General features: G+C 70.4%; 19 protein-coding genes. 18 read left to right on the top strand and 1 reads right to left on the bottom strand.

Going from position 1 to position 21,780, the window contains the following annotated elements:
- The first annotated feature begins 1 nt into the window (after nt 1).
- From AQI95_RS28325 to nusB, 12 genes are all read left to right on the top strand, one after another.
- A complete protein-coding gene (locus AQI95_RS28325) occupies nt 2-361 on the top strand; it encodes a hypothetical protein (RefSeq protein WP_067129832.1) in 360 nt (119 codons plus the stop codon).
- A complete protein-coding gene (gene alaS / locus AQI95_RS28320) occupies nt 361-3,033 on the top strand; it encodes an alanine--tRNA ligase (protein ID WP_067129829.1) in 2,673 nt (890 codons plus the stop codon). Before AQI95_RS28325 ends, alaS begins: the two co-directional genes overlap by 1 nt.
- A 26-nt stretch (nt 3,034-3,059) precedes the next feature.
- Entirely contained in the window at nt 3,060-3,524 is a 465-nt protein-coding gene (gene ruvX / locus AQI95_RS28315; protein ID WP_067129826.1) for a Holliday junction resolvase RuvX, read from the top strand.
- A gap of 122 nt (nt 3,525-3,646) precedes the next feature.
- Entirely contained in the window at nt 3,647-5,332 is a 1,686-nt protein-coding gene (mltG, locus tag AQI95_RS28310; protein ID WP_167361969.1) for an endolytic transglycosylase MltG, read from the top strand.
- The gene (locus AQI95_RS28305; RefSeq protein WP_067129821.1) at nt 5,313-6,152 is read left to right on the top strand and encodes a shikimate dehydrogenase; all 840 of its coding nucleotides are present in this window, start codon (nt 5,313-5,315) and stop codon (nt 6,150-6,152) included. The genes mltG and AQI95_RS28305 overlap by 20 nt, the downstream gene beginning before the upstream one ends.
- Before the next feature lie 169 nt (nt 6,153-6,321).
- On the top strand, nt 6,322-7,506 hold the full coding sequence (aroC, locus tag AQI95_RS28300) for a chorismate synthase (RefSeq protein ID WP_067129818.1): 1,185 nt from the start codon (nt 6,322-6,324) through the stop codon (nt 7,504-7,506).
- Between the two features lie 32 nt (nt 7,507-7,538).
- Complete coding sequence (locus tag AQI95_RS28295; RefSeq protein ID WP_425264927.1) at nt 7,539-8,021, top strand: shikimate kinase; 483 nt, start codon at nt 7,539-7,541, stop codon at nt 8,019-8,021.
- Nucleotides 8,018-9,109 (top strand): 3-dehydroquinate synthase, encoded by a 1,092-nt coding sequence (gene aroB, locus AQI95_RS28290; RefSeq protein WP_067129812.1) that lies wholly within the window; start codon nt 8,018-8,020, stop codon nt 9,107-9,109. Before AQI95_RS28295 ends, aroB begins: the two co-directional genes overlap by 4 nt.
- Nucleotides 9,110-9,439: 330 nt before the next feature.
- Nucleotides 9,440-10,342, top strand: a complete 903-nt coding sequence (locus AQI95_RS28285) for a Pro-rich N-terminal domain-containing protein (protein WP_067129809.1) — start codon at nt 9,440-9,442, stop codon at nt 10,340-10,342.
- Between the two features lie 175 nt (nt 10,343-10,517).
- Nucleotides 10,518-11,642 (top strand): aminopeptidase P family protein, encoded by a 1,125-nt coding sequence (locus tag AQI95_RS28280; protein ID WP_067129806.1) that lies wholly within the window; start codon nt 10,518-10,520, stop codon nt 11,640-11,642.
- A gap of 44 nt (nt 11,643-11,686) precedes the next feature.
- Nucleotides 11,687-12,253: an elongation factor P gene (efp, locus tag AQI95_RS28275; protein ID WP_067129803.1), complete on the top strand. Its 567-nt coding sequence runs from the start codon at nt 11,687-11,689 to the stop codon at nt 12,251-12,253.
- 2 nt (nt 12,254-12,255) lie between these two features.
- Nucleotides 12,256-12,684, top strand: coding sequence for a transcription antitermination factor NusB (gene nusB, locus AQI95_RS28270; protein WP_067129800.1), 429 nt, complete (start codon nt 12,256-12,258; stop codon nt 12,682-12,684).
- Between the two features lie 231 nt (nt 12,685-12,915).
- Here the strand turns inward: nusB and bldD are convergent, their stop codons facing one another.
- Nucleotides 12,916-13,419, bottom strand: coding sequence for a transcriptional regulator BldD (gene bldD / locus AQI95_RS28265; protein WP_014671524.1), 504 nt, complete (start codon nt 13,417-13,419; stop codon nt 12,916-12,918).
- 263 nt (nt 13,420-13,682) lie between these two features.
- Here bldD and pyrR point away from each other — a divergent pair, with 263 nt between their 5' ends.
- From pyrR to carB, 6 genes are all read left to right on the top strand, one after another.
- The gene (gene pyrR / locus AQI95_RS28260; protein WP_067129797.1) at nt 13,683-14,264 is read left to right on the top strand and encodes a bifunctional pyr operon transcriptional regulator/uracil phosphoribosyltransferase PyrR; all 582 of its coding nucleotides are present in this window, start codon (nt 13,683-13,685) and stop codon (nt 14,262-14,264) included.
- Between the two features lie 92 nt (nt 14,265-14,356).
- The gene (locus AQI95_RS28255) at nt 14,357-15,337 is read left to right on the top strand and encodes an aspartate carbamoyltransferase catalytic subunit (RefSeq protein ID WP_067129795.1); all 981 of its coding nucleotides are present in this window, start codon (nt 14,357-14,359) and stop codon (nt 15,335-15,337) included.
- Between the two features lie 5 nt (nt 15,338-15,342).
- Complete coding sequence (locus tag AQI95_RS28250) at nt 15,343-16,629, top strand: dihydroorotase (RefSeq protein WP_067129792.1); 1,287 nt, start codon at nt 15,343-15,345, stop codon at nt 16,627-16,629.
- The gene (locus tag AQI95_RS28245; protein ID WP_067129789.1) at nt 16,626-17,186 is read left to right on the top strand and encodes a PH-like domain-containing protein; all 561 of its coding nucleotides are present in this window, start codon (nt 16,626-16,628) and stop codon (nt 17,184-17,186) included. Before AQI95_RS28250 ends, AQI95_RS28245 begins: the two co-directional genes overlap by 4 nt.
- Nucleotides 17,183-18,325, top strand: a complete 1,143-nt coding sequence (gene carA / locus AQI95_RS28240) for a glutamine-hydrolyzing carbamoyl-phosphate synthase small subunit (protein ID WP_067129787.1) — start codon at nt 17,183-17,185, stop codon at nt 18,323-18,325. The genes AQI95_RS28245 and carA overlap by 4 nt, the downstream gene beginning before the upstream one ends.
- Nucleotides 18,318-21,626, top strand: a complete 3,309-nt coding sequence (carB, locus tag AQI95_RS28235; RefSeq protein WP_067129785.1) for a carbamoyl-phosphate synthase large subunit — start codon at nt 18,318-18,320, stop codon at nt 21,624-21,626. The genes carA and carB overlap by 8 nt, the downstream gene beginning before the upstream one ends.
- Nucleotides 21,627-21,780 lie beyond the last annotated feature (154 nt).

The raw sequence follows: 21,780 nt of genomic DNA, 5'->3' as shown, positions 1-21,780 counted from the left end.
GATGTTCCGCCGTACGTTCTGGTTCACCACAGGTGTCGCCGCCGGTGTATGGGCCACCACCAAGGTCAACCGCAAGCTCAAGCAACTGACCCCGGAGAACCTCGCCGCGACCGCGGCGAACAAGGCCCTGGAGACCGGTCAGCGACTGAAGGACCGCGCGGTGGGCTTCGCCCTCGACGTCCGCGACAACATGGCCCAACGGGAGTCCGAGCTGGAGGAGGCCCTCGGGATCCACGAGAACCCCGAACTCCCGGCGCCCCGGCGCTTCACCGCCATCGAGAACGACCACAGCACCAACCGCAGCACACCGAAGTACATCGAAGCCCCGACGTACTCGTACAACCGGAATGAGGACCACTGATGGAGTCGGCTGAGATCCGCCGCCGCTGGCTGAGCTTCTTCGAGGAGCGCGGGCACACCGTCGTCCCTTCGGCGTCGCTCATCGCGGACGACCCGACTCTGCTCCTCGTCCCCGCCGGCATGGTGCCCTTCAAGCCCTACTTCCTGGGCGAGGTCAAGCCGCCGTTCCCGCGCGCCACCAGCGTGCAGAAGTGCGTGCGCACGCCCGACATCGAAGAGGTCGGCAAGACCACCCGCCACGGCACGTTCTTCCAGATGTGCGGCAACTTCTCCTTCGGCGACTACTTCAAGGAAGGCGCCATCAAGCACGCCTGGGAGCTGCTCACCAGCGCCCAGGACAAGGGCGGTTACGGCCTCGACCCCGAGCGCCTGTGGATCACCGTCTACAAGGACGACGACGAGGCCGAGCGCATCTGGCACGAGGTCGTCGGCGTGCCCAAGGAGCGCATCCAGCGCCTCGGCATGAAGGACAACTACTGGTCCATGGGCGTGCCCGGCCCGTGCGGCCCCTGTTCCGAGATCAACTACGACCGCGGCCCCGAGTTCGGCGTCGAGGGCGGCCCCGCCGTCAACGACGAGCGGTACGTGGAGATCTGGAACCTCGTCTTCATGCAGTTCGAGCGCGGCGAGGGCATCGGCAAGGACAACTTCGAGATCCTCGGAGAGCTGCCGAGCAAGAACATCGACACCGGTCTGGGGCTCGAGCGGCTCGCCATGATTCTGCAGGGCGTGCAGAACATGTACGAGATCGACACCTCCATGGCCGTCATCGACAAGGCCACCGAGCTGACCGGCGTCCGCTACGGCGAGGCCCACGACTCGGACGTCTCCCTGCGCGTGGTCACCGACCACATGCGTACGTCCGTGATGCTCATCGGCGACGGCGTCACGCCGGGCAACGAGGGCCGCGGCTACGTCCTGCGCCGCATCATGCGCCGCGCCATCCGCAACATGCGCCTGCTGGGCGCCACCGGCCCGGTCGTCCTCGACCTGATCGACACCGTGATCCGGATGATGGGCCAGCAGTACCCCGAGCTGCTCACCGACCGCGAGCGCATCGAGAAGGTCGCCGTCGCCGAGGAGAACGCCTTCCTCAAGACGCTGAAGGCCGGCACCAACATCCTCGACACCGCCGTCACCGAGACCAAGCAGTCCGGTGGCACGGTCCTCTCCGGCGACAAGGCCTTCCTGCTCCACGACACCTGGGGCTTCCCGATCGACCTCACCCTGGAGATGGCCGCCGAGCAGGGCCTGTCCGTGGACGAGGACGGCTTCCGCCGCCTGATGAAGGAGCAGCGGGAGCGCGCCAAGGCCGACGCCCAGGCCAAGAAGACCGGGCACGCCGGTGCCGGTGCCTACCGGGAGATCGCCGACAAGGTCGGCGAGACCGACTTCATCGGCTACGGCGACACCGAGGGCGAGTCCACGATCGTCGGCATCCTGGTCGACGGCGCCTCGTCCCCCGCCGCCGCCGAGGGCGACGAGGTCGAGATCGTCCTCGACCGCACCCCGTTCTACGCCGAGGGCGGCGGCCAGATCGGCGACACCGGCCGGATCAAGGTCGACTCCGGTGCCGTCATCGAGATCCGCGACTGCCAGAAGCCGGTCCCGGGGGTGTACGTCCACAAGGGCGTCGTCCAGGTCGGCGAGGTGACCGTCGGCGCCAAGGCCCACGCCTCGATCGACGCCCGCCGCCGCAAGGCCATCGCCCGCGCCCACTCGGCCACGCACCTCACCCACCAGGCCCTGCGCGACGCCCTCGGCCCGACGGCCGCCCAGGCCGGTTCCGAGAACCAGCCCGGCCGCTTCCGCTTCGACTTCGGTTCGCCGTCCGCCGTGCCGACGGCCGTGATGACCGACGTCGAGCAGAAGATCAACGAGGTGCTCGCCCGCGACCTGGACGTGCACGCCGAGGTCATGGGCATCGACGAGGCCAAGAAGCAGGGCGCCATCGCCGAGTTCGGCGAGAAGTACGGCGAGCGGGTCCGTGTCGTGACCATCGGCGACTTCTCCAAGGAGCTGTGCGGCGGCACGCACGTGCACAACACCGCCCAGCTGGGCCTGGTGAAGCTGCTCGGCGAGTCCTCCATCGGCTCGGGTGTCCGTCGTATCGAGGCCCTGGTCGGCGTGGACGCCTACAACTTCCTCGCCCGTGAGCACACGGTCGTCAACCAGCTGACCGAGCTGCTCAAGGGCCGCCCGGAGGAGCTGCCGGAGAAGGTCTCCTCGATGCTCGGCAAGCTGAAGGACGCCGAGAAGGAGATCGAGAAGTTCCGCGCCGAGAAGGTGCTGCAGGCCGCCGCCGGTCTCGCCGAGTCCGCCAAGGACGTGCGCGGTGTGGCCGTCGTCACCGGCCGGGTCCCGGACGGCACCACCCCCGACGACCTGCGCAAGCTCGTTCTCGACGTGCGCGGTCGCATCCAGGGCGGCCGGGCCGCGGTTGTGGCCCTTTTCACGGTCATGGGCGGCAAGCCGCTGACCGTCATCGCCACCAACGAGGCCGCCCGTGAGCGCGGCCTCAAGGCCGGTGACCTGGTCCGTACCGCCGCCAAGACCCTCGGCGGCGGCGGTGGCGGCAAGCCGGACGTGGCCCAGGGCGGCGGCCAGAACCCGGCCGCCGTCGGCGAGGCCGTCGAAGCCGTCGAGCGCCTTGTCGCCGACACCGCCAAGTGACCGACGAGTAAGGAAACGGTCGGAAAATGCGTAGAGGACGTCGACTCTCCATCGACGTCGGGGACGCCCGGATCGGGGTCGCCTCGTGCGACCCCGACGGCATCCTCGCCACCCCGGTGGAGACCGTCCCCGGCCGGGACATCCCCGCCGCCCACCGCCGGTTGCGTCAACTGGTGGAGGAGTACGAACCGATCGAGGTCGTCGTCGGCCTCCCTCGCTCCCTCAAGGGGGGCGAGGGCCCGGCAGCGGTCAAGGTCCGTGCCTTCGCCCAGGAGTTGGCGAACGGCATCAAACCGGTGCCGGTGCGCCTGGTGGACGAGCGGATGACGACCGTGACGGCCAGTCAGGGACTGCGCGCCTCGGGGGTGAAATCGAAGAAGGGGCGGGCCGTCATCGACCAGGCAGCCGCTGTGATCATCCTCCAGCAGGCCCTGGAATCCGAACGGGTGTCAGGTAAAGCACCCGGCGAGGGCGTCGAAGTGGTCATCTGATCGCGATACGGTAACGTTCCGCGCGATGCGCCGGTGTTCGAACAGTCGGCGCACAGCAAGAGGCGGAACGGAAGCGGGCCCACCGGTCGGCGACCGCTCGGCCTCGCGGCTCTAGGGGATCGATGACTGAGTATGGCCGGGGCCCACACCCCGAACCGTGGCATCCGGAGGACCCGTTGTACGGGGACGGCGGATGGGGAGGGCAGCAGACCCACGGCGGTCAGCAGTCCCCTTACGGCGGTCAGCAGTCCCCCCAGGGCGGCCCGCAGCCGCACTATCCCCAGCAGCCGCAGTACGGCGACTGGCCCCAGGGTCAGCAGTCCGGGTACGGCCAGGGGCAGTATCCGTACTACGACGAACAGGGCCGTGAGCAGTACGCCGGCCACGCCCCCCAGCAGCAGTACCAGCAGCCCGGCGCCTGGAACGCGGCCGGCCCGCACGGCCAGGTGCCCTACGCTCCCGACCCTGGCGACCCCTACGGCCAGCAGCCCGGCGCCTACGGCGGGGAGCAGCCCGACCACTACGGCACCGAGGACGCCTACCCACCGCCGCAGCCCCCCGGCCGCCGACGCCCCGAGGCGGAACCGGAACCGGAGTTCGCGCCCGACGAGGAGGAGCAGCACCCCTTCTTCACGGGCGGCGGCGGCGATGACGACGACGAGGCGTATGAACTCCAGAGCCGTCGTGACCGACGCGGCAAGGGGACGAAGTCCGGCAAGAAGGGCAAGAAGGGGCGCACAGGCTGTGCCTGCATGGTGGTCGTGCTGGTCTTCGGCGGCGGCCTCGCCGGAGCCGGATACTTCGGCTACCAGTTCTACCAAAATCGTTTCGCCCCGGCCCCGGACTACGCGGGCAGCGGCACCGGCGAGGCGGTGACGGTCGAGATCCCCAAGGGCGCGGGCGGCTGGGACATCGGCAACCGTCTCAAGGAAGCCGGTGTCGTCAAGAGCGCCGAGGCTTTCGTGCACGCGCAGAACGACACCCAGGGCGGCAACAGCATCCAGGCCGGTGCGTACCTCCTCAGGAAACAGATGTCGGCCGCCAGCGCGGTGAAGATGATGCTGGATCCGAAGAGCCAGAACAATGTCGTGGTGACTCCGGGCGAGCGGAATGTGGGCGTCTACGAGGCGATCGACAAGAAACTCGAACTCGCCGACGGCACCACCCAGAAGACGGCTCAGAAGGAATACAAGACCTTCGGCGTGCCGGCCTGGGCGCAGAACACCGGCGAGGTCAAGGACCCGCTCGAGGGTTTCCTCTTCCCGGGCACCTATCCGGCCGCCAAGGGCATGAAGCCGGACAGCGTCCTGAAGCAGATGGTCGCGGAGGCCAAGTCCAAGTACGACTCCTACGGTCTCACCGCGAAGGCGCAGGCGCTGGGCCTGAACAATGCGTTCCAGCTGGTCATCGTCGCGAGCCTGGTGCAGGCGGAGGGCAAGACGCACGACGACTTCCGCAAGATGGCGGAAGTGGTCTACAACCGTCTCAAACCCACGAACCACGAGACGAACCAGCTGCTGCAGTTCGACTCGACGTACAACTACCTCAAGGGCACGAGCAACATCCATATCTCCGAGAAGGAGATCAATGGAAACCGCAACCCGTACAACACCTACACCCACAAGGGACTTCCGCCCGGTCCGATCGGCAATCCCGGCGAGGACGCGCTGAAGGCGGCACTGAATCCGACCCACGACGGCTGGATGTATTTCGTGGCGACCGACGGTGTGAACGACACCGAATTCGCCAAGACCAATGCCGAATTCCAGCAGCTCAAGGAAAAGTTCAATGCCAACTCGGGCAACTGACGCCCGCCGGGCAGCCGTCCTCGGCAAGCCCATCGCCCACTCCCTCTCGCCGGTGCTGCACCGGGCCGCGTACGACGCCCTCGGGCTCACCGAGTGGTCGTACGACCGCTTCGAGGTGGACGAGGCCGCACTGCCCGGCTTCTTGGAGACGGTCGGACCGCAGTGGGCGGGGCTGTCGCTGACCATGCCGCTGAAGCGGGCGGTCATCCCCCTGCTGGACGAGATCAGCGAGACGGCCGCGTCCGTCGACGCGGTCAACACCGTCGTCTTCACGGAGGACGGCCGTCGCCTCGGCGACAACACCGACATTCCGGGCATAGTGGCCGCGCTGCGCGAGCACGGCATCGAACAGGTCGACTCCGCCGCGATCCTCGGCGCCGGTGCCACCGCCTCCTCCGCGCTCGGTGCCCTCGCCCGGATCTGCACCGGCGAGGTCGTCGCCTATGTCCGCAGCGAGGCCCGCGCCGCCGAGATGCGCCGGTGGGGCGAACGGCTCGACGTGGAGGTGCGTACGGCGGACTGGTCGGACGCCGCAAAGGCGCTGGACGCCCCACTGGTGATCGCCACCACGCCGGCCGGTACGACCGACGCCCTCGCCGCCGCCGTACCCGAGCGCCCCGCCGCCCTGTTCGACGTCCTCTACGACCCCTGGCCCACCGAGCTGGCGGCCCGCTGGTCCATGTTCGGCGGTGCCGTGGTCAGCGGCCTGGATCTGCTGGTGCACCAGGCAGTCCTCCAGGTCGAGCAGATGACCGGCCGCTCCCCGGCGCCGCTGGACGCCATGCGCCGGGCCGGCGGGAAGGCGCTCGCCGAACGCTGACCTGACATATCCGCGTCCGTCTACTGGACCGGCGGCCGGGTTCGGGGCCCGGACGTGGGAGGATCGGAGGTGGCGGACCGGGGCCGCGCACCCGGTCGGGCCGTCGCCGTACGCGAGGACGCGCGTACGCAGGGCAGTAGTACCAGGGCGCGAGCACTGAGGAGCATCGTTGAGCAGGCTGCGTTGGCTGACCGCGGGGGAGTCCCACGGTCCCGCACTTGTCGCGACGCTGGAGGGTCTTCCCGCCGGCGTGCCGATCACGACGGAGATGGTCGCCGACCATCTGGCGCGGCGGCGGCTCGGTTATGGCCGCGGTGCGCGCATGAAGTTCGAGCGCGACGAGGTCACCTTCCTCGGCGGTGTCCGGCACGGACTGACCCTCGGCTCCCCGGTGGCGATCATGGTGGGCAACACCGAGTGGCCCAAGTGGGACCAAGTCATGGCCGCCGACCCGGTGGATCCCGAGATCCTCGCCGGTCTTGCCCGCAACGCCCCGCTGACCCGGCCGCGTCCCGGTCACGCCGACCTGGCGGGCATGCAGAAGTACGGCTTCGACGAGGCCCGGCCGATCCTGGAGCGCGCGTCGGCGCGGGAGACCGCGGCGCGGGTGGCGCTGGGCGCCGTCGCCCGGTCGTACCTGAAGGAGACGGCCGGCATCGAGATCGTCTCGCACGTCGTCGAGCTGTGCTCCGTGAAGGCTCCGCAGGGTGTGTACCCGACGCCGGCCGACGTGGACAAGCTGGACGCCGACCCGCTGCGCTGCCTGGACGCGGACGCGTCGAAGGCGATGGTCGCGGAGGTCGACCAGGCCCACAAGGACGGCGACACGCTCGGCGGCGTCGTCGAGGTGCTGGCGTACGGCGTTCCGGTCGGCCTCGGCTCGCACGTGCACTGGGACCGCAAGCTGGACGCCCGGCTCGCCGGTGCCCTGATGGGCATCCAGGCGATCAAGGGCGTCGAGATCGGTGACGGCTTCGAACTGGCGCGGGTGCCCGGCTCCCAGGCGCACGACGAGATCGTCAACACGCCGGAGGGCATCCGGCGCGTCTCCGGCCGCGCCGGCGGCACCGAAGGCGGCCTGACCACGGGTGAGCTGCTGCGGGTGCGGGCCGCGATGAAGCCGATCGCGACCGTGCCGCGCGCCCTGAAGACGGTCGACGTGACCACCGGCGAGGCCACCCAGGCCCACCACCAGCGCTCCGACGTCTCCGCCGTGCCGGCCGCCGGCATCGTCGCCGAGGCGATGGTCGCGCTGGTCCTCGCGGACGCGGTCGCGGAGAAGTTCGGCGGCGACTCCGTGCCCGAGACCCGCCGCAACGTGCGGTCGTACCTCGACAACCTGCAGATCCGGTGAACGCCGTGACCGCGGTCGTCGTGGTCGGCCCGATGGGTGTCGGCAAGTCCACCGTCGGCCGGCTGCTCGCCGAGCGGCTCGGGGTCGGCTACCGGGACACCGACGACGACATCGTCGCAGCCCAGGGCCGCACCATCGCCGAGATCTTCGTCGACGAGGGCGAGCCCGTCTTCCGGGCGATCGAGAAGAGGGCCGTGCACAGCGCGCTCGCCGAGCACGACGGCGTCCTCGCGCTCGGCGGCGGCTCCGTCCTGGACCCCGACACGCGCGCCCTGCTCGCCGGGCGCCGGGTGGTCTACCTCTCGATGGACGTGGAGGAGGCCGCCAAGCGCACCGGGCTGAACGTGGCCCGGCCGCTTCTCGCGGTCAACCCGCGCAAGCAGTGGCGCGAGCTGATGGAGGCCAGGCGGCACCTGTACGAGGAGGTCGCCACGGCCGTCGTCGCGACGGACGGCCGTACCCCCGAAGAGGTCACCCAAGCCGCCCTTGACGCACTGGAGCTGAAGGAAGCATGAGCGAGGCAGTCACCCGGATCCAGGTCGCCGGTACGGCGGGAACCGACCCCTACGAGGTGCTGATCGGCCGGCAACTGTTGGGCGAGCTGACCGGGTTGATCGGTCCGAGGACCAAGCGGGTCGCCGTGATCCACCCGGAGGCGCTCGCCGAGACCGGTGACGCGCTCCGGGCCGATCTGGCCGATCAGGGTTACGAGGCCATCGCCATCCAGGTGCCGAACGCCGAGGAGGCCAAGACCGCCGAGGTCGCCGCCTACTGCTGGAAGGCGCTCGGCCAGTCGGGGTTCACCCGCACCGACGCCGTCGTCGGTGTGGGCGGCGGCGCGACCACCGACCTCGCCGGTTTCGTCGCCGCGACCTGGCTGCGCGGCGTGCGCTGGATCGCCGTCCCGACCACCGTGCTCGCCATGGTGGACGCGGCGGTCGGCGGCAAGACCGGCATCAACACCGCCGAGGGCAAGAACCTCGTCGGCGCCTTCCACCCGCCGGCCGGCGTCCTGTGCGACCTGGCCGCGCTGGACTCCCTGCCGGTCAACGACTACGTCTCCGGGCTCGCCGAGGTCATCAAGGCCGGCTTCATCGCCGACCCGGTGATCCTGGAGCTGATCGAGTCCGACCCCGAGGCCGCGCGGACCCCCCAGGGTCCGCACACGGCCGAGCTGATCGAGCGCTCGATCCGGGTGAAGGCGGAGGTCGTCTCGTCGGACCTGAAGGAGTCGGGCCTGCGCGAGATCCTCAACTACGGCCACACGCTCGGCCACGCCATCGAGCAGAACGAGCGCTACAAGTGGCGGCACGGCGCCGCGGTCGCGGTCGGCATGCACTTCGCCGCCGAACTGGGCCGGCTGGCGGGCCGGTTGGACGACGCGACGGCGGACCGCCACCGTACGGTGCTCGAATCGGTCGGTCTCCCGCTGCACTACCGCTACGACCAGTGGCCCAAGCTGCTGGAGACGATGAAGATCGACAAGAAGTCCCGGGGCGACCTGCTCCGCTTCATCGTCCTCGACGGCCTGGCCAAGCCGACCGTCCTGGAGGGACCGGACCCGGCCGTCCTGCTCGCCGCGTACGGGGAAGTGGGCCAGTAAGTCCGCGGCTGTTCCGTCCGCCCGATTCCTGACCTCGACTTCCTTTGCGGAACGGGCACTTCAGGCTGCCCCCGACCGTTTCACCAAATGACGGCGGGGGACGGTACCGTTCGGTAGGCAGCGGGGTCCGCTCCGCTGCCTGCACGAACTGCTCGCGCGAGTGAGCCGGAGCGGCGCGTCGGTGTCGGGAGGCCATGGGGGGGCGCGGAGGCCCGAAGGGCTGAGCACGATCGGGCTGTCGACACCGCCGGGCGGCGGTAGCCGCACATCGGAATACCGCGGCGCCCCGGAGGCGAACGAGCCGAAGACGACGAGACGGAGTGGCAACGGATGCAGCACGCAGTGGGGTCTCCGCTGCCGCCGCCCCACCGGCCGGGGCAGGTGCCGCACGCCGGCTGGGCGTCGGCCGCGCACCACCCGGGCCCCCACCCGGGTGCCGCCCAGGGGCCCGCCCCCGTGTCCCCGCCACCGGGCTTCCCGCCGCCGACCGGCGCCGTCCCGCCGGCGCCGCCGCGATCCCCCGCGCCCCAGCCTCCCGTCGCCCAGCCCCCTGCCCCGCAGCCCGCCGTCGCCCCGCCCGCCCCCGACACCACCGGCCATGTACCGCTGCCGCCCGGCGGCCCGGTCGGCGTGCCGACGGCGCCCCCCGCTCCCGCCGCGGTCCCCGATCCTGTGACCACCACCCTGGCCGTCCTGCTGATCGGCCCGGCCGGTGCGGGCAAGACCAGCGTCGCCAAATACTGGGCGGAGCACCGCCGCGTGCCCACCGCGCACATCAGCCTGGACGACGTACGCGAATGGGTCCGCTCGGGCTTCGCCGACCCCCAGTCGGGGTGGAACGACAACTCCGAGGCCCAGTACCGCCTGGCCCGTCGCACCTGCGGGTTCGCCGCCCGCAACTTCCTCGCCAACGGCATCTCCTGCATTTTGGACGACGCCGTCTTCCCGGACCGCCCGGTGGTCGGCCTCGGCGGCTGGAAGCGTCATGTGGGCCCCGGTCTGCTCCCGGTCGTCCTCCTGCCGGGCCTGGACATCGTCCTGGACCGCAACGCCGAACGCACCGGCAACCGCCGCCTCACCGACGAGGAGGTGGCCCGCATCCACGGCCGGATGGCCGGCTGGTACGGCTCGGGCCTGCCGATCATCGACAACTCCCAGCTGGACGTCCCCGCCACGGCCAGGGTCCTGGACGAGGTGCTGGCGAGAGCGATAGCAAGCCCTCCGACCTGGTGAGCACGGGGTGAGGGGCCCCGCCCAAGGCGTGCGGGGGCCGTCTCGGCATGCGGCTGCGCGGCGCGGGCGCGACCGGCCCCGCGCACCCGCCCCCGGCACACCACGGCACCACCCCTCCACCCCACTCGGCCCCCACGAATCGGCATAACCGCCACAAAACTCCTACGCTCATCTCATGTCAGAGGTGTACGCGACCCGCCGATCCCGGCTGAGAGACCACGTCAGCGCGGCCGGCACCACGGCAGCGCTCGTCACCCGCCCGGCCAACGTGCGCTATCTCGCCGCCGCGGCCCCACGGGGCTCCGCACTGCTGCTCGGCAAGCGCGAGGACCTCCTCGTCTGCACGGGCCCGCCCGAGGACCGTCCCTACGAAGGCCGGCCGGACGAGAACCTGCGCCTGCTCGTCCTCCCGCCGAACGGCGCCGGCGCCGGTGCCGGCGGCGACGCCGCGGTCGCGGCAGCGGACCTGGCGGTGGCCCAGGGCGCCGACTCCATGGCCGTCGAGGAACACCACCTCACGGTCACCCGGCACAGAGCCGTCGCCTCCGTCGCCCCCGGTCTGCGCCTCGGCGACCTCGGCGGAGCCGTGGAGCAGCTCCGGGTGGTCAAGGACGAGGAGGAGATCTCCTGCCTCCGCATCGGCGCCGAGATCGCCGACCAGGCACTCGGCGAGCTGCTGGAGTCGATCCTGGTCGGCCGCACCGAGCGGCACCTGGCGCTGGAGCTGGAGCGCCGCCTGGTCGACCACGGCGCCGACGGACCAGCCTTCGCCACCTCCGTCGCCACGGGGCCGAACTCCGGCCGCCCCGCTCACCGCCCCACCGACCGGCGGGTGGAGGAGGGCGATTTCCTCACCGTGTGCCTGGGCGCGGCCTACCGCGGCTACCGCTGCGAGATCGGCCGCACCTTCGTCATCGGCACCTCGCCAGCCGACTGGCAGATCGAGCTGTACGACCTCGTCTTCGCCGCCCAGCGCGCCGGACGCGAGTCCCTGGCACCGGGCGCGGCCTACCGTGACGTGGACCGCGCGGCACGCCACGTACTGGACTCCGCAGGCTATGCGGAGGCCCTGCCACCGCTGACCGGACACGGTGTGGGACTCGAAATCGACGAGGACCCGCAGTTGGCGCCCGCGTCCATGGGTAAACTGGACGCTTGCGTGCCGGTCACCGTCGAACCGGGGGTCCACCTCCCGGGCCGGGGCGGTGTCCGGATCGATGACACGCTCGTCGTACGCCCCGAGGCGGACGGCGGACCCGAGCTACTCACCATCACGACCAAGGAGCTGCTCGCGCTGTAGCGCGTGACCCGGGGTCGTACGTCAGTCCAGGAGATTCCGCAACCGTGGCTTCCACGAACGACCTCAAGAACGGCCTGGTGCTCAAGCTCGAAGGCGGCCAGCTCTGGTCCGTCGTCGAGTTCCAGCACGTCAAGCCCGGCAAGGGCCCGGCCTTCGTGCGCACCAAGCTGAAGAACGTGCTGTCCGGCAAGGTTGTCGACAAGACCTTCAACGCCGGCGTCAAGGTCGAGACGGCCACCGTCGACAAGCGCGACATGCAGTTCTCGTACATGGATGGCGAGTACTTCGTCTTCATGGACATGGAGACCTACGACCAGCTCATGATCGACCGGAAGGCCGTCGGCGACGCCGCCAACTTCCTGATCGAGGGCTTCACCGCCACCGTCGCCACGCACGAGGGCGAGGTGCTCTTCGTCGAGCTGCCCGCGGCCGTCGAGCTGACCATCCAGGAGACCGAGCCGGGCGTCCAGGGCGACCGCTCCACCGGTGGCACCAAGCCCGCCATCCTGGAGACCGGCTACCAGATCCAGGTCCCGCTCTTCATCACCACCGGCGAGAAGATCAAGGTCGACACCCGCACCAGCGACTACCTCGGCCGGGTGAACAGCTAACCGTGGCTGCCCGCAACACGGCCCGCAAGCGCGCCTTCCAGATCCTCTTCGAGGGCGACCAGCGCGGCACCGACGTCCTGACGGTCCTCGCGGACTGGATCCGGCTGTCCCGGTCCGACACCCGGCAGCCGCCGGTCAGCGAGTACACGATGCAGCTGGTCGAGGGCTACGCCGCATACGCGAAGCGGATCGACGAGCTGATCGCCCAGTACGCGGTCGGCTGGACGCTCGACCGGATGCCGGTCGTGGACCGCAACATCCTGCGGCTGGGCGCGTACGAGCTGATCTGGGTCGACGAGACCCCGGACGCCGTCGTCCTGGACGAGATGGTGCAGTTGGCGAAGGAGTTCTCGACCGACGAGTCGCCGGCCTTCGTGAACGGCCTGCTCGGCCGGCTGAAGGAGCTCAAGCCTTCGCTTCGCCGGGCCTAGGCGGAAAGAGGGGCGCCGCGGAACTGCGGTGGCACGGCCGTTGCGGGTTGTCCGTGGCCGGGCCCGCGGTTCGCCGCGCCCCTTCGCCATGTCTCGACCCCGGCGCCGCAGCAGGGCCGCATGCGGCCGTGACAGCGGCGCCGCAACGGTCGTGAAAACGCCGCCGGGGTGGCCGGAACCATAGAGTTCCGGCCACCCCGGCGGCACGTTTCTGCTCAGATGTCGAGCGGCTCAGGCCTCTTCGTGAGTGGCCACCGCGCGACGGGCGTCCGCGTCCAGGACGCCCCAGCTGATCAGCTGCTCGGTGAGGACCGAGGGGGACTGGTCGTAGATCACGGCCAGGGTGCGCAGGTCGTCCTGGCGGATGGAGAGCACCTTGCCGTTGTAGTCACCGCGCTGGGACTGGATCGTGGCCGCGTAGCGCTGCAGGGGGCCCGCCTTCTCGGCCGGCACGGTGGCAAGGCGCTCCAGGTCCAGGACCAGCTTCGGCGGCGGCTCGGCGGCCCCGCCCGGCGTGGTGCCCGGCAGCAGCTCCTGTACGGGAACGCCATAGAAATCGGCCAGCTCGGCCAGGCGCTGTACGGTCACCGCGCGGTCGCCACGCTCGTACGACCCCACGACCACGGCCTTCCAGCGCCCCTGGGACTTCTCTTCGACACCGTGGAGGGAAAGGCCCTGCTGGGTGCGGATGGCCCGGAGCTTGGCCCCGAGCTGTTTGGCGTATTCGCTGGACATATAGCTCCCCGGACACTGTGTCGACGCGGCCGGAGGGTGTTCCCGCCGCGCGGCTGGTAACTCACTGTGAGGTTACGCAGCGTGACTCTTCTGCGTCAAGCCGGATGGTCCACACCGACTCTTCCGTGGTAGTGGCAGCCGATTAGGCCAACCGGGTGAGGGAGCGGTGATCGAGGCCTCCCCATGACCTGCTACCGTGGATGGCGCAAATCCGACGTCCTTTAAGGTCCGTCCCGTGAGGCGGAGAAGGAGGTCCGTTTCGTATGGACAAGCAGGAATCGCACGCAACTGCGCACGCGTCCGATGCGCGGCCCGTTCTCGAAGGCCCCGACATCGCGCGGGTGCTGACCCGTATCGCGCACGAGATCGTCGAGCGCGCCAAGGGCGCCGACGACGTGGTGCTTCTCGGCATTCCCACGCGGGGCGTCTTCCTCGCCCAGCGGCTCGCCGTCAAGCTGGCGCAGATCACCGACCGCAAGATCCCGGTCGGCTCGCTCGACATCACCATGTACCGCGACGACCTGCGCATGCACCCGCCGCGTGCGCTGGCCCGCACCGAGATCCCCGGTGACGGCATCGACGGCAAGCTGGTCGTCCTCGTCGACGACGTGCTCTTCTCCGGCCGCACCATCCGCGCCGCCCTCGACGCCCTGAACGACATCGGGCGCCCCCGCGCGGTCCAGCTCGCGGTCCTGGTCGACAGAGGCCACCGCGAACTGCCGATCCGCGCCGACTACGTCGGCAAGAACCTCCCCACGTCGCTGCGGGAGACGGTCAAGGTCCAGCTCGCCGAGGAGGACGGTCGCGACACCGTGCTGCTCGGTGTGAAGCAGACCGACCAGTAGCAAGCCAGGCGCGCAAGGCCGCTTCGGCGTACCCGCACACGCGCCCGTTTGCCCCGAATCTCCCCATTGAACTGCCTTACGGAGCCTGACAGATGCAGCGTCATCTCATCTCGGCCGCCGACCTCACCCGCGACGACGCCGTCCTGATCCTCGACACCGCCGAGGAGATGGCCCGGGTAGCCGACCGGCCGATCAAGAAACTGCCGACCCTGCGCGGCCGCACGATCGTCAACCTCTTCTTCGAGGACTCCACGCGCACGCGGATCTCCTTCGAGGCCGCCGAGAAGCGCCTGTCCGCCGACGTCATCAACTTCACCGCCAAGGGGTCGAGCGTCTCCAAGGGCGAGTCCCTGAAGGACACCGCCCAGACCCTGGAGGCCATGGGGGTCGACGCCGTCGTCATCCGGCACGGCGCCTCCGGAGCCCCGTACCGCCTCGCGAACTCCGGCTGGATCGACGCGGCCGTCATCAACGCCGGCGACGGCACCCACCAGCACCCCACCCAGGCCCTGCTGGACGCGTTCACCATGCGCCGCCGGCTGATCGGCCGGGACGCCGGGCTCGGCCAGGACCTGTCCGGCAAGCGGATCACCATCGTCGGCGACGTCCTGCACAGCCGGGTCGCCCGCTCCAACGTCGACCTGCTGCACACCCTCGGCGCCGAGGTCACCCTGGTCGCCCCGCCCACCCTGGTGCCGGTCGGCGTCGGGACCTGGCCGTGCGAGGTGTCGTACGACCTCGACAGCGTGCTGCCCAAGTCCGACGCGGTGATGATGCTCCGGGTCCAGCGCGAGCGGATGAACGCCGCGTTCTTCCCGACCGAGCGCGAGTACTCGCGCCGCTACGGCCTCGACGGCGAGCGCATGGCGAAGATGCCCGGGCACGCCATCGTGATGCACCCCGGCCCGATGGTCCGCGGCATGGAGATCACCGCCGAGGTCGCCGACTCCGACCGCTGCACCGTCGTCGAGCAGGTCGCCAACGGCGTCTCCATCCGCATGGCCGTGCTGTACCTGCTGCTCGGCGGCAACGAGCCCGCCGTCACCAACGCCCGCACCAACGAGGAGAAGTAAGACCCATGAGCAAGATCCTGATCCGTGGTGCGAAGGTGCTCGGCGGCGAGCCGCAGGACGTCCTGATCGACGGCGAGGTCATCGAGGCCGTCGGCACGGGCCTGTCCGCCGAGGGCGCCGAGGTCGTCGAGGCCGCCGGCAAGGTGCTGCTCCCCGGCCTCGTCGACCTGCACACCCACCTGCGCGAGCCGGGCCGTGAGGACTCCGAGACGGTCCTGACCGGCACCCGCGCGGCCGCCTCCGGCGGCTACACCGCCGTCTTCGCCATGGCCAACACCTTCCCGGTCGCCGACACCGCCGGTGTCGTCGAGCAGGTCTACCGGCTCGGCCAGGAGCACGGCTACTGCGACGTACAGCCCATCGGTGCCGTCACCGTCGGCCTGGAGGGCAGGAAGCTCGCCGAGCTGGGCGCCATGCACGAGTCCGCCGCCGGCGTCACCGTCTTCTCCGACGACGGCAAGTGCGTGGACGACGCGGTGATCATGCGGCGCGCGCTGGAGTACGTGAAGGCCTTCGGCGGTGTCGTCGCCCAGCACGCCCAGGAGCCGCGCCTCACCGAGGGCGCCCAGATGAACGAGGGCATCGTCTCCGCCGAGCTGGGGCTCGGCGGCTGGCCGGCGGTGGCCGAAGAATCGATCATCGCCCGGGACGTCCTGCTCGCCGAGCACGTCGGCTCCCGCGTCCACATCTGCCACCTGTCGACCGCCGGCTCGGTGGAGATCGTCCGCTGGGCCAAGTCCCGCGGCATCGCCGTCACCGCCGAGGTCACCCCGCACCACCTGCTCCTCACCGACGAGCTGGTGCGCACGTACAACCCCGTCTACAAGGTCAACCCGCCGCTGCGCACCGAGCGGGACGTGCACGCCCTGCGCGAGGCGCTCGCCGACGGCACGATCGACATCGTCGCCACCGACCACGCCCCGCACCCGCACGAGGACAAGGACTGCGAGTGGGCCGCGGCCGCCATGGGGATGGTGGGGCTGGAGACCGCGCTGTCAGTGGTCCAGGAGACCATGGTCGACACGGGCCTGCTGGACTGGGCCGGCGTCGCCGACCGTATGTCCGTCAAGCCCGCGCAGATCGGACAGGCCACCGGGCACGGCCGTCCCGTCTCGGCCGGTGAGCCCGCCAACCTCACCCTGGTCGACACGGAATACCGTGGCCAGGTGGACCCCGCGGGCTTCGCCTCGCGCAGCCGCAACACCCCCTACCAGGGGCGTGAGCTGCCGGGCCGTGTGACGCACACGTGGCTGCGGGGCAAGGCCACGCTCGTCGACGGGAAGCTGACGTGACACCTGTAATCCTGCTCGCGGAGGCCAAGAAGTCGGCCGCCGTCACCGACTGGCCGGCCCGTATCGGCTGGCTCGTCGGACTCGTCCTGTTCATCGCGCTCGTCTACTGGCTGATGCGCGAGGGCTGGAAGTGGCGCGGCACCCTGCAGAGCGACCTGCCCGCGCCGCCCAGCGCGCCGGAGGAGACCGGCCCGGCGAAACTTGAGCTGAGCGGCCGCTACCACGGCTCCACCACCGCCGGGCAGTGGCTGGACCGCATCGTGGCCCATGGCCTCGGCACCCGCAGCCGGGCCCAGCTCACCCTGACGGAGGCGGGCCTGGAGGTCGAGCGCCCCGGAGCGAACGACTTCTTCGTCCCCACCGCCGCACTGCGCGGGGCCCGGCTGGACAAGGGCATCGCCGGCAAGGTCCTCACCGAGGGCGGCCTGCTGGTGGTGACCTGGGCGCTCGGCGACAAGCTGATCGACTCCGGCTTCCGCTCCGACCACGCGGCCGAGCACACCGAATGGGTCGACACCCTGAACCAGATGATCAACGACACGGAAGGCGCACGATGACGACCTCCACCAGGGGAGCCGCCAAGGTTCCCGCCGTACTCGTCCTGGAGGACGGCCGCATCTTCCGCGGCCGTGCCTACGGGGCCGTGGGGGAGACCTTCGGCGAGGCCGTGTTCTCCACCGGTATGACCGGCTACCAGGAAACCCTGACCGACCCGTCCTACGACCGCCAGATCGTCGTCGCGACGGCCCCGCAGATCGGCAACACGGGCTGGAACGACGAGGACGACGAGTCGAGCCGCATCTGGGTCTCCGGCTACGTCGTGCGCGACCCCGCGCGCGTGCCGTCCAACTGGCGCGCCAAGCGCTCCCTGGACGACGAGCTGGTCGCGCAGGGCGTGGTCGGCATCTCCGGGATCGACACCCGCGCCCTCACCCGCCATCTGCGGGAGCGCGGCTCCATGCGCGCCGGCATCTTCTCCGGCGAGACGATCGCCGCCGAGGCCGAGCTGCTCACGCGCGTGCAGGCCCAGCCGCACATGAAGGGCGCGAGCCTCTACGAGGAGGTCGCGACCAAGGAGGCGTACGTCGTCCCGGCGATCGGCGAGAAGAAGTTCACCGTCGCCGCGATCGACCTCGGCATCAAGGGCATGACCCCGCACCGCATGGCCGAGCGCGGCATCGAGGTGCACGTCCTGCCCGCCACCGCCACGGCCGACGACATCTACGCCGTCGGCCCGGACGGCGTGTTCTTCTCCAACGGTCCCGGCGACCCGGCCACGGCCGACGGCCCGGTCGCGCTGATGACCGCCGTCCTGGAGCGCAGGACGCCGCTGTTCGGCATCTGCTTCGGCAACCAGATCCTCGGCCGCGCGCTCGGCTTCGGCACCTACAAGCTGAAGTACGGCCACCGCGGCATCAACCAGCCGGTCCAGGACCGTACGACCGGCAAGGTCGAGGTCACCGCGCACAACCACGGCTTCGCCGTGGACGCGCCGCTCGACCGGGTCAGCGAGACCGCGTTCGGCCGCGCCGAGGTCTCGCACGTCTGTCTCAACGACGACGTCGTGGAGGGGCTGCAGCTGCTCGACCAGCCGGCCTTCTCCGTCCAGTACCACCCCGAAGCGGCAGCGGGCCCGCATGACGCCGCCTACCTGTTCGACCGCTTCGTTTCCCTGATGGAGGGCCAGCGTGCCTAAGCGCACCGATATCCAGTCCGTCCTGGTCATCGGCTCCGGCCCGATCGTCATCGGTCAGGCCGCCGAGTTCGACTACTCCGGCACGCAGGCGTGCCGTGTCCTCAAGGCCGAGGGCCTGCGCGTCGTCCTGGTCAACTCCAACCCGGCGACGATCATGACCGACCCGGAGATCGCCGACGCCACGTACGTCGAGCCGATCACCCCGGAGTTCGTCGAGAAGATCATCGCCAAGGAGCGCCCCGACGCCCTGCTGCCCACCCTGGGCGGTCAGACGGCCCTGAACACCGCGATCTCCCTGCACGACAACGGCGTGCTGGAGAAGTACGGCGTCGAGCTGATCGGCGCCAAGCCCGAGGCCATCCACAAGGGCGAGGACCGCGACCTGTTCAAGGACGTCGTGGAGGAGGTCCGGCGCAAGACCGGGCACGGCGAGTCCGCCCGCTCGGTGATCTGCCACTCCATGGACGACGTCCTCGCGGGCGTCGAGACCCTCGGCGGCTACCCGGTCGTCGTCCGCCCGTCCTTCACCATGGGCGGCGCCGGCTCCGGTTTCGCGCACGACGAGGACGAGCTGCGCCGCATCGCCGGCCAGGGCCTCACCCTCTCGCCGACGACCGAGGTGCTCCTGGAGGAGTCCATCCTCGGCTGGAAGGAGTACGAGCTGGAGCTGATGCGCGACAAGCACGACAACGTCGTGGTCGTCTGCTCCATCGAGAACTTCGACCCGATGGGCGTGCACACCGGTGACTCGATCACCGTCGCGCCCGCGATGACGCTGACCGACCGCGAGTACCAGATCCTGCGCGACATCGGCATCGCCGTCATCCGCGAGGTCGGTGTCGACACCGGCGGCTGCAACATCCAGTTCGCGGTCGACCCCGAGGACGGTCGTGTGATCGTCATCGAGATGAACCCGCGCGTGTCGCGGTCCTCGGCGCTCGCCTCCAAGGCGACCGGCTTCCCGATCGCGAAGATCGCCGCCAAGCTGGCCGTCGGCTACACGCTGGACGAGATCCCCAACGACATCACGCAGGAGACCCCGGCCTCCTTCGAGCCGACGCTCGACTACGTGGTCGTGAAGGCCCCGCGCTTCGCGTTCGAGAAGTTCCCTCAGGCCGACTCCACGCTGACCACCACCATGAAGTCGGTCGGCGAGGCCATGGCCATCGGCCGCAACTTCCCCGAGGCCTTCCAGAAGGCGCTGCGCTCGCTGGAGAAGAAGGGCAGCCAGTTCACCTTCGTCGGCGAGACCGGCGACAAGGACACGCTGCTGCGCGAGGCCGTACGCCCGACCGACGGCCGCATCAACACGGTCATGCAGGCCATCCGCGCGGGCGCCACCCCGGAGGAGATCTTCTCCTACACGAAGATCGACCCGTGGTTCGTGGACCAGCTCTTCCTGATCAAGGAGATCGCGGACGAGCTGGCCGAGGCACCCGAGCTGACCGCCGAGCTGCTCGCCGAGGCCAAGCGGCACGGCTTCTCCGACAGCCAGATCGCCGAGATCCGGGGCCTGCGCGAGGACGTCGTCCGCGAGGTCCGGCACGCCCTCGGCATCCGCCCGGTCTACAAGACGGTCGACACCTGCGCCGCCGAGTTCGCCGCGAAGACGCCGTACTTCTACTCCGCCTACGACGAGGAGTCCGAGGTCGCGAGCCGCGAGAAGCCGGCCGTCATCATCCTCGGCTCCGGCCCGAACCGCATCGGCCAGGGCATCGAGTTCGACTACTCCTGTGTCCACGCCTCCTTCGCACTGAGCGACGCGGGCTACGAGACGGTGATGGTCAACTGCAACCCGGAGACCGTCTCCACCGACTACGACACCTCCGACCGGCTGTACTTCGAGCCGCTGACGCTGGAGGACGTCCTCGAGGTCGTCCACGCCGAGCGGCAGGCCGGCCCGGTCGCGGGCGTCATCGTGCAGCTGGGCGGCCAGACCCCGCTGGGCCTCTCCCAGGCCCTGAAGGACAACGGCGTGCCGATCGTCGGCACGTCCCCGGAGGCCATCCACGCCGCCGAGGACCGGGGCGCCTTCGGCCGGGTCCTGGCCGAGGCGGGCCTGCCCGCCCCGAAGCACGGCACCGCCACGACCTTCGCGGAAGCCAAGGCGATCGCCGACGAGATCGGCTACCCGGTCCTCGTCCGGCCGTCGTACGTGCTCGGCGGCCGGGGCATGGAGATCGTCTACGACGAGACCCGCCTCGCGTCCTACATCGCCGAGTCGACCGAGATCAGCCCCTCCCGGCCGGTCCTCGTCGACCGCTTCCTGGACGACGCCATCGAGATCGACGTCGACGCGCTCTACGACGGCGAGGAGCTGTACCTGGGCGGCGTGATGGAGCACATCGAGGAGGCCGGCATCCACTCCGGCGACTCCGCCTGTGCCCTGCCCCCGATCACCCTCGGCGGCTTCGACATCAAGCGCCTGCGCGCCTCCACCGAGGCCATCGCCAAGGGCGTCGGGGTCCGCGGCCTGATCAACATCCAGTTCGCCATGGCCGGCGACATCCTCTACGTCCTCGAGGCCAATCCGCGCGCCTCCCGCACCGTCCCCTTCACCTCGAAGGCGACCGCGGTGCCGCTCGCGAAGGCCGCCGCCCGGATCTCGCTGGGCGCCACCATCGCCGAGCTGCGCGCCGAGGGCCTGCTGCCGCAGACCGGCGACGGCGGTGAGCTGCCGCTGGACGCACCGATCTCGGTGAAGGAGGCGGTCATGCCGTGGTCGCGCTTCCGCGACATCCAGGGCCGCGGCGTCGACACCGTCCTCGGCCCGGAGATGCGCTCCACCGGCGAGGTCATGGGCATCGACTCCGTCTTCGGCACGGCGTACGCCAAGTCGCAGGCGGGTGCCTACGGCCCGCTGCCCACCAAGGGCCGCGCGTTCATCTCGGTCGCCAACCGCGACAAGCGCTCGATGATCTTCCCGGCCCGCGAGCTGGTCGCGCACGGCTTCGAGCTGCTCGCCACCTCCGGCACCGCCGAGGTCCTCAAGCGCAACGGCATCAACGCCACCGTCGTGCGCAAGCAGTCCGAGGGCACCGGTCCGGGCGGCGAGCGGACCATCGTCCAGCTGATCCACGACGGCGAGGTCGACCTCATCGTCAACACGCCGTACGGCACCGGCGGCCGCCTCGACGGCTACGACATCCGTACGGCCGCTGTGGCCCGCTCCGTGCCGTGCCTGACCACGGTCCAGGCGCTCGCCGCGGCGGTCCAGGGCATCGACGCCCTCAACCACGGGGACGTAGGCGTCCGTTCGCTCCAGGAACACGCGGAACACCTGACCGCGGCCCGCGACTAGGGGGCGTTGTTTGGATCAGGCCGGCCGTGACGAACGGTGCGGACCGGCCGACCCGAGCGGGGTCTGGTGCGTGCAGTTGCACGGCGGAGGAGGGAGTCGACGGTGGGGGTCCCCCCGCGCGAGCACGGTCGAGCGTGGGGGAGCGTCGGCGAGT

Origin of the sequence: Streptomyces yokosukanensis (assembly GCF_001514035.1) — a bacterium.
In the GTDB taxonomy this organism is placed as follows: Bacteria; Actinomycetota; Actinomycetes; order Streptomycetales; family Streptomycetaceae; genus Streptomyces; species Streptomyces yokosukanensis.
The sequence above is the reverse complement of the archived record's forward strand: the minus strand, read 5'-3'. Positions and strand labels throughout refer to the sequence as shown.

Excerpts from the sequence above, each read along its gene's own strand:
- mltG (WP_167361969.1), top strand. The coding sequence starts at position 3,647 with ATGACTGAGTATGGCCGGGGCCCACACCCCGAACCGTGGCATCCGGAG.
- alaS (WP_067129829.1), top strand. The coding sequence starts at position 361 with ATGGAGTCGGCTGAGATCCGCCGCCGCTGGCTGAGCTTCTTCGAGGAG.
- bldD (WP_014671524.1), bottom strand. The coding sequence starts at position 13,419 with ATGTCCAGCGAATACGCCAAACAGCTCGGGGCCAAGCTCCGGGCCATC.
- ruvX (WP_067129826.1), top strand. The coding sequence starts at position 3,060 with ATGCGTAGAGGACGTCGACTCTCCATCGACGTCGGGGACGCCCGGATC.
- carA (WP_067129787.1), top strand. The coding sequence starts at position 17,183 with ATGACGACCTCCACCAGGGGAGCCGCCAAGGTTCCCGCCGTACTCGTC.
- AQI95_RS28305 (WP_067129821.1), top strand. The coding sequence starts at position 5,313 with ATGCCAACTCGGGCAACTGACGCCCGCCGGGCAGCCGTCCTCGGCAAG.
- pyrR (WP_067129797.1), top strand. The coding sequence starts at position 13,683 with ATGGACAAGCAGGAATCGCACGCAACTGCGCACGCGTCCGATGCGCGG.
- AQI95_RS28285 (WP_067129809.1), top strand. The coding sequence starts at position 9,440 with ATGCAGCACGCAGTGGGGTCTCCGCTGCCGCCGCCCCACCGGCCGGGG.
- AQI95_RS28295 (WP_425264927.1), top strand. The coding sequence starts at position 7,539 with ATGGGTGTCGGCAAGTCCACCGTCGGCCGGCTGCTCGCCGAGCGGCTC.
- AQI95_RS28250 (WP_067129792.1), top strand. The coding sequence starts at position 15,343 with ATGAGCAAGATCCTGATCCGTGGTGCGAAGGTGCTCGGCGGCGAGCCG.
- AQI95_RS28325 (WP_067129832.1), top strand. The coding sequence starts at position 2 with ATGTTCCGCCGTACGTTCTGGTTCACCACAGGTGTCGCCGCCGGTGTA.
- aroB (WP_067129812.1), top strand. The coding sequence starts at position 8,018 with ATGAGCGAGGCAGTCACCCGGATCCAGGTCGCCGGTACGGCGGGAACC.
- AQI95_RS28255 (WP_067129795.1), top strand. The coding sequence starts at position 14,357 with ATGCAGCGTCATCTCATCTCGGCCGCCGACCTCACCCGCGACGACGCC.
- AQI95_RS28280 (WP_067129806.1), top strand. The coding sequence starts at position 10,518 with ATGTCAGAGGTGTACGCGACCCGCCGATCCCGGCTGAGAGACCACGTC.